7 protein-coding genes are annotated in these 6,559 nt (G+C 31.8%); 5 read left to right on the forward strand and 2 right to left on the reverse strand.

Translation table 11 applies throughout. The features are described 5' to 3' along the window. Window positions 1-26: 26 nt before the first annotated feature. Both J5G60_RS04920 and J5G60_RS04925 read right to left on the reverse strand, forming a co-directional pair. Window positions 27-1,706, reverse strand: coding sequence for an NAD-dependent malic enzyme (locus J5G60_RS04920; protein ID WP_268905676.1), 1,680 nt, complete (start codon window positions 1,704-1,706; stop codon window positions 27-29). 175 nt (window positions 1,707-1,881) lie between these two features. Next, complete coding sequence (locus J5G60_RS04925) at window positions 1,882-2,436, reverse strand: hypothetical protein (RefSeq protein WP_150357289.1); 555 nt, start codon at window positions 2,434-2,436, stop codon at window positions 1,882-1,884. A gap of 152 nt (window positions 2,437-2,588) precedes the next feature. On the opposite strand from J5G60_RS04925, the gene J5G60_RS04930 reads away from it, so the two are divergent. From J5G60_RS04930 to J5G60_RS04950, 5 genes are all read left to right on the forward strand, one after another. Then, window positions 2,589-3,116 (forward strand): cysteine hydrolase family protein, encoded by a 528-nt coding sequence (locus tag J5G60_RS04930; protein WP_150357290.1) that lies wholly within the window; start codon window positions 2,589-2,591, stop codon window positions 3,114-3,116. 158 nt (window positions 3,117-3,274) lie between these two features. Next, on the forward strand, window positions 3,275-4,021 hold the full coding sequence (locus J5G60_RS04935) for an IclR family transcriptional regulator (protein WP_150357291.1): 747 nt from the start codon (window positions 3,275-3,277) through the stop codon (window positions 4,019-4,021). A gap of 65 nt (window positions 4,022-4,086) precedes the next feature. Further along, complete coding sequence (locus J5G60_RS04940) at window positions 4,087-4,572, forward strand: bifunctional 4-hydroxy-2-oxoglutarate aldolase/2-dehydro-3-deoxy-phosphogluconate aldolase (protein WP_150357292.1); 486 nt, start codon at window positions 4,087-4,089, stop codon at window positions 4,570-4,572. A 3-nt stretch (window positions 4,573-4,575) separates the two neighbouring features. Then, a complete protein-coding gene (locus J5G60_RS04945) occupies window positions 4,576-5,577 on the forward strand; it encodes a 2-dehydro-3-deoxygalactonokinase (RefSeq protein WP_150357293.1) in 1,002 nt (333 codons plus the stop codon). After that, complete coding sequence (locus J5G60_RS04950; RefSeq protein WP_150357294.1) at window positions 5,574-6,527, forward strand: phosphoglycerate dehydrogenase; 954 nt, start codon at window positions 5,574-5,576, stop codon at window positions 6,525-6,527. Before J5G60_RS04945 ends, J5G60_RS04950 begins: the two co-directional genes overlap by 4 nt. Window positions 6,528-6,559 lie beyond the last annotated feature (32 nt).

Here is a 6,559-nt window from a genome sequence, read left to right on the forward strand (position 1 = left end):
TTTGAAAGTTAGCACATTATCTCAATTTAAGAATTACTTGTATAATAGGGTTCCCAGATTTCATCTTCTACTGCTTTTTTAGCATCAGATATAGGTTTTCTATTTAAGCCCTCTTTTACAGCTTCCTTTACTACAGCAATGGCTACAAGCTTGGAGGCTTCTCTAAGTTTATCAACTGGAGGAAGAATAGGAGCCCCTGGTTTTGAGAGATCCTGCAGGGATGCAATACCGTGCGCTGCGGCAGACAACATGTCATCTGTCACTATTCTTGATTTTGCAACTATTATGCCAAGTCCCAATCCAGGATAGAGAAGTGCATTATTAGCCTGACCTATGATATAAGTTACTCCTTTGTAGGTTACAGGATCTGACGGACTTCCTGTAACTACGAGTGCCCTGCCGTCACTCCATTTTATTATATCCTGTGCCGCTGCTTCACAGAGTCTTGTAGGGTTTGAAATGGGCATAATGGCAGGTCTTTCATTTATTTCAGACATAGCTTTTATTACTTCTTCTGTAAAGGCACCATGTACACCAGAGGTGCCGATGAGTACGGAGGGTTTGACTTCTCTTATTATTTCAGCCAGATTTTTTAAAGGATTTTTAAATTCATTTTTCGATCTCGTATATTTTTTTTGTCCCTCCGTAAGAGTATCCATATCGTCAGTAAGAAGTCCCTGACGATCTACAAGGTAAAATTGTTTTTTAGCTTCTTCTTCAGATAGGCCATTTCGTATCTTTTCCTGGAATATTTGATCAGTTACACCTATTCCAGCAGTTCCTGCACCAAAGATCACCACTTTATGATCTTTAACAGGTATATTTGTGGCCCTGGCTACAGCGTTTATGGCAGAATTCATCATCACACCAGTACCCTGAATGTCATCATTAAAGGTACAGATTTTTTTTCTATACTTTTCCAAAATAGTTCTGGCATTTCCGCGGCCAAAATCCTCCCAGTGAAGAAGTGCTTCAGGAAATAATTCGAGACTTATCTTTACAAATTGATCTATGAAATCGTAATATTTTTTACCTGTAACCCTTCTGTGCTTATTTCCCAGATAAAAGGGATCATTTAAAAGTTTTTCATTATTGGTTCCCATATCTATTACTACAGGAAGGACATTCCTGGGATTTACCCCTGCAGCTACAGTATAGACTGCCAATTTGCCGATAGAAATATCAACGCCCTGTACTCCCCAGTCTCCTATGCCAAGTACGCCTTCACCATCAGTTATAACTATAAGCTTTATTTCATCCAGATCTTTGAGGAATGCCTGAATGGATTTTTTTATATCTTCGGGATGATCTATCGACAAAAAAACAGCGTCCTTTGGAGTATCGTAATTTTTGGAATAATTTATGACAGCATCTCCTATAGTTGGGGTGTAAATTATAGGTAGAAATTCAGCGATATGTTTTCCAACTAGATAATAGAACAGAGTTCTATTGGTGTCATATATGTTCATGAGATAAAGATGTTTTTCAAGATCGCTCCCAAAGTTTTTTGATCTGTCGTAGGCTAATTTTTCCTGCTCTTCTATAGTTCTTACGGCATCCGGAAGGAAACCTGTCAAATCATATTTTTTTCTTTCATTTTTTGTAAAAGCAGTTCCTTTATTTGAAAATGGGTTTCTCAATAAATCCTGGCCTTTTAAATAATTCATCTGTAAACACTCCTTATTAGTTGATTTGTATTTTAATATTCAGTGTAAAGTAAAATTGAATTTGCATAGGGAATTCACCGTAAAGTCCACTCTAGCAAGAGTGTCTACTTGATCTACATCCTCTATTTTGAAATTTACCTTATATAATATTATACTAAACAGGATCAATTTTTTCAGTTTTTTGGTTTAAAAATATGAGAAATTAAATTTTAAATCAAGTTAAATCAATATTTACATTTAGCTTCATCCTGGACTGAGGGTTTTCTATTTCCATAACAGATTTTTTAACTTCGTATTTGTCAGTTACAGACAGTTTTATATGGAGTTTAAAATTGTTTGATTTATGAAGCTGTTTCATAAAATCATGAAATTCATCAGAGCTCTTTTCAAAACTAAAATTTTTGTAGAAATTATCATTTTTCTCCTTAGCTTGATTGTTTATGATATTAAATAATAGTTTTTTCACATCTTCAGAAATTTTATTCGAAATTAGAGAAACAGTATAGCCACTTTCTTGGTTTTTTTCAATTTTAATGTTATTTAACACATCAAATAGAAATTTAAATTTATTTACTCTATTTTCATGATTTAATTTAGTACTGTTATGAAAATAAAGATCATCGTGATAATGAATATGGAATCCGTTATTGTTGTTCATCTCAAATAGCTTAGTATTTCCCTTTACGCCTGTCATGTTGAAACTGCCTTTAATATTTTCCTTTTGTTTGATTACACCTATTAAATCATAGATAAATTTTATTTTATTCATTTATTTCCCCCTAAATTTTATTTACAATGTGATTTTGATGTCTGAACTTAAAAGTATATTGAAGAAATTTTAGAATTAGGATTTTTTTACTGGATGTTATATAATTATTTATAAAAGAAAAATTATATGAGTGTATAAGGGAGCGATCTTCAGTGAAAAAAATACTGGTAGTTGTGGATTATCAAAAAGATTTTGTAGATGGAAGTCTGGGGTTTGAAAAAGCAGTTGCACTGGAAAGTAGAATTGAAAAAAAGATTAAGCAATATAGGGGAAGCGGTTACGAAGTGGCGTTCACTTTTGATACCCATGGAGATAATTATCTAAATACTCAGGAGGGAAAGAATCTGCCTGTTCCACACTGTATCGTGGATACAGAAGGATGGAATTTATACGGAAAAGTTGCCACTTTATATGATGAAAATACCAGGTGTTTTGAAAAACCTACTTTTGGCTCAATGGAGCTTGCGAAATATCTTAGTGGTAACGGATATGACAGTGTAGAGTTAGTTGGTGTTGTGTCCAATATCTGTGTTATATCCAATGCTGTTTTAGCTAAAGCGGCGCTGCCAGAGGCTGAAATCATAGTTGATGCATCCTGTACTGCCAGTAATGATGACAGCTTAAATGAAAAAGCTTTTGATGTTATGGAGGGAATGCAGATAAAGGTTATAAATAGATGAGAAATTAGAATCTTTTAGTTAATTTGATAATATTAAGTTTAATAATGTATAATAAAATAGCAAATATAGTAATGTTTTATTATTTTTAGCTAAAATAAGGTTGTTTTACGTCAGATAATATTATGATGAAGATACGTAAAATAATTTAGGAGAAAGAAATGGAAGTTAAATCAGCATATAGAGTTTTAAAAATTTTTGAGTTATTGTCAAAAAATAAAAGTGGATTGACTATAGCAGATATAAGCAAAAAATTACATATTCCACAAAGCAGTACTTCTAATTTGATTAGAACATTGTATAGTTCAGGATATGTAGCACGAGATGAAGCTAAGAAATATGTTCTTGGAGTAAGATTAATCCAGCTGGGATCAGTAGCTATGGAATCTTTTGATATAGGTGCTGTGGCGAAACCAATACTACAGAAATTAACACAAAAAGTTCAAGAAACAGCTTTTTTAGCTATTCGTGCTCAATATGAAGTTGTTTATATATTGAAGATTGATTCAAATCGATCTGCTAATACAACTGCACAACCTGGATATCATAGACCTTTATATAATACTGGATTGGGAAAAGCATTTTTATCAGCTATGACAAGAGAGGAACAAGAAAAAATATTTTCAAATATTGAATTAAAACCAGTTACTAAACATACAATTACGGATAAAAATGTACTTATTAGACAGTTAGAACAATTTAAACGCCAGGGCTATGCTATTGATGATGAGGAGAGTGAATATGGGCTATATTGTATTGGCACAACAATTTCTACTGTGGACAAAAATATAGAAGCTGCTATTAGCATATCTGGATCAAAGACTAGAATAATTTCCAACAAGGAGGCTATTATAGAAGATATGTTTGATGCAGCAAATGAAATTTCTAGAAAACTTGGAGGAAAGTAGGAATACATATTTTATAGAAGCTGGGAAAATTTTGCATTGCACCTAAAGGGTGCTTTTTTTTTACAATGGAATCCATAGAGTTAATAAAAAAGGAATTTAAGGGAGAAATTTGTGTAGGTGCAGGAACAGTCCTTACAATTGAACAAGTAAATAATGCAATAGAAGCAGGGGCTGATTATATTATTTCGCCTAATACGGATATAAAAGTGATTAAAGAAACTAAGAGGTTAAATAAAATATCTATACCAGGTGCTTTTACACCATCAGAGATTGTAACTGCATATGATGCAGGAGCTGATTTTGTTAAATTATTTCCAGCAGGTTTATTGGGAGCAGGATATATTAAAGCTGTATACGGGCCGCTAAACTATATTCCACTACTTGCAGTAGGAGGAGTTAATTTGGATAATATATCTCAATTGATGGGTGCTGGGATATCGGGTGTTGGTGTCGGAGGAAATCTAGTAAATAAAAAGAATGTACAAGCTGGAGAATTTGGTATGATAAAAAAATTATCAAAAAAATATGTAGATAAGATTGAAGGGCGCTAATTAATGTATAATATTTATTTTAATTCAGGGACATCCAACACACGAATTTATTTAGTTAAAGACTTTAAGGTTGTTGATTTTTTAGAAAAGAATGTGGGTTCGAAAGACTCGTCTATATTAGGCAGCAACATTGTATTACTAAAGGGTTTAAAGGAGCTGTATGACAGCATACTAAATAATAATAATTTGTCAGATAATAATATCAATAGGGTATATGCTTCAGGAATGGTTACTTCGCCATTTGGAATTAAGGAAGTATCACATATAACTGTTCCAGTTTCAATTAAAAGACTTTATGATACTATTTATAAATATTATGAGCCTGATTTTTTTAAAAGATCAATTTACTTAATTAGAGGAGTAAAGACGATAGGAGAAGATTTTGTAGCTAATAGGTATAATATTTCTTCTATTAATAATATGAGAGGTGAAGAGATAGAAACATTTGGTATGTTGTCAATGGTTAAGGAAGATTGGAAGGAAGATGGGGTATCAGTGTTTTTACCAGGATCTCATACCCATATAGTATATATTAAGCATGGCTCTATTAAAGATATTTTGTCTACGTTTTCAGGGGAACTTTTTTATGCAGTTTCAACGAGTACGATTTTAGCAACCTCAATAGACAGTAAAACAGACAAGATTGATGAGGAAATGTTGTTAATGGGTTTTCAAGCGTTAAAGGAATATGGAATAAATAGGGCACTTTATTTAGTAAATACTATGAAAATATTTAGTAAATTAGATAAAGTTGAAAAAACTTCGTTTTTAGAAGGTGTAATAATGGGTGGAGTTATATTAGCATTTGAGAAAATATTAGAAGATAAATGGATGGATATAAAAGGTATAGCTATTGTTGGAAATAACAAAATAGCTAATATTTATAGAATTCTTATGAAAAAGTTAAATAGATATATACCTGTTAACACTTTTCAACAACCGGAAAAAGAAAGCTTTGCGGTAAAAGGTTTTCTAGAACTTATAAGAATGGAGGAGCTAAATTGAATAAAAAGGTATTTATTACTTCAAGATCATTTGGACAGGTGAGTGATAGGCCACTAAAAATATTGAGCCAAAATAATATAGAATATGATTTTAAAAGTAAGCCAAGTCTTTTGGAAGAAAAAGATTTTTTAAATGTAATTGATAAATATGATGCACTTATAGTAGGTGCAGATAAGATTACTGAAAAAGTAATAGAAAAAGGTAAAAATTTAAAGATTATTTGTAAACATGGGACTGGAGTAGATAATATTGATTTAAATTCAGCTAAGAAGAATAATGTTTGTGTAACTAATGTAGCAGGTGTAAATTCTGATGCGGTAGCAGATACGACCTTTGGATTGATTATTGACATTGCAAGAAGGTTATCATATGCCTCAAATATAGTAAAGTGTGGAGAATGGACAAAAGTTATTGGCGTTGATGTGCATAATAAGACTTTAGGTATTATAGGATTTGGTGCAATAGGTAAAAAGGTTGCGAAAAGGGCTTTAGGATTTGACATGAAAGTTATAGCATACGATCCGTTTATAAATAAATTGCCAGATAATTATGATAAAGTACAATTATCAGGATTTCAATATATTCTTAAAAATTCGGATTTTTTAACTTTGCATATTCCTCTAAACAAGGGTACGAGAAATCTTATAGATGAACCCCAGATGTCAATAATGAAAAAAGGAAGTTTTATAATCAATGCATCAAGAGGTGGAATCATAAATGAAGATGCTCTGTATAAGAATATTATTAATGGGCATTTGGCAGGTGCTGGTTTAGATGTTGTTGAAAAAGAACCAGCAAAAGGAAATCCTTTGCTGAAATTAGATAATGTTGTTATCTTGCCTCATATAGCATCATATTCAAAAGAAGCTATAGACTCAGTAAGTACTACATGTTCTTGGAATGTGGTAAAAAAATTAAATAATGAAACGCCAGACAATATAATAGTGTAATTCAATAAAAATTATTATTTTAATATTAATTT

The organism is Clostridium sp. HV4-5-A1G, assembly GCF_900184915.1.
Classification (GTDB): Bacteria; Bacillota; Clostridia; order Clostridiales; family Clostridiaceae; genus Clostridium_B; species Clostridium_B aromativorans.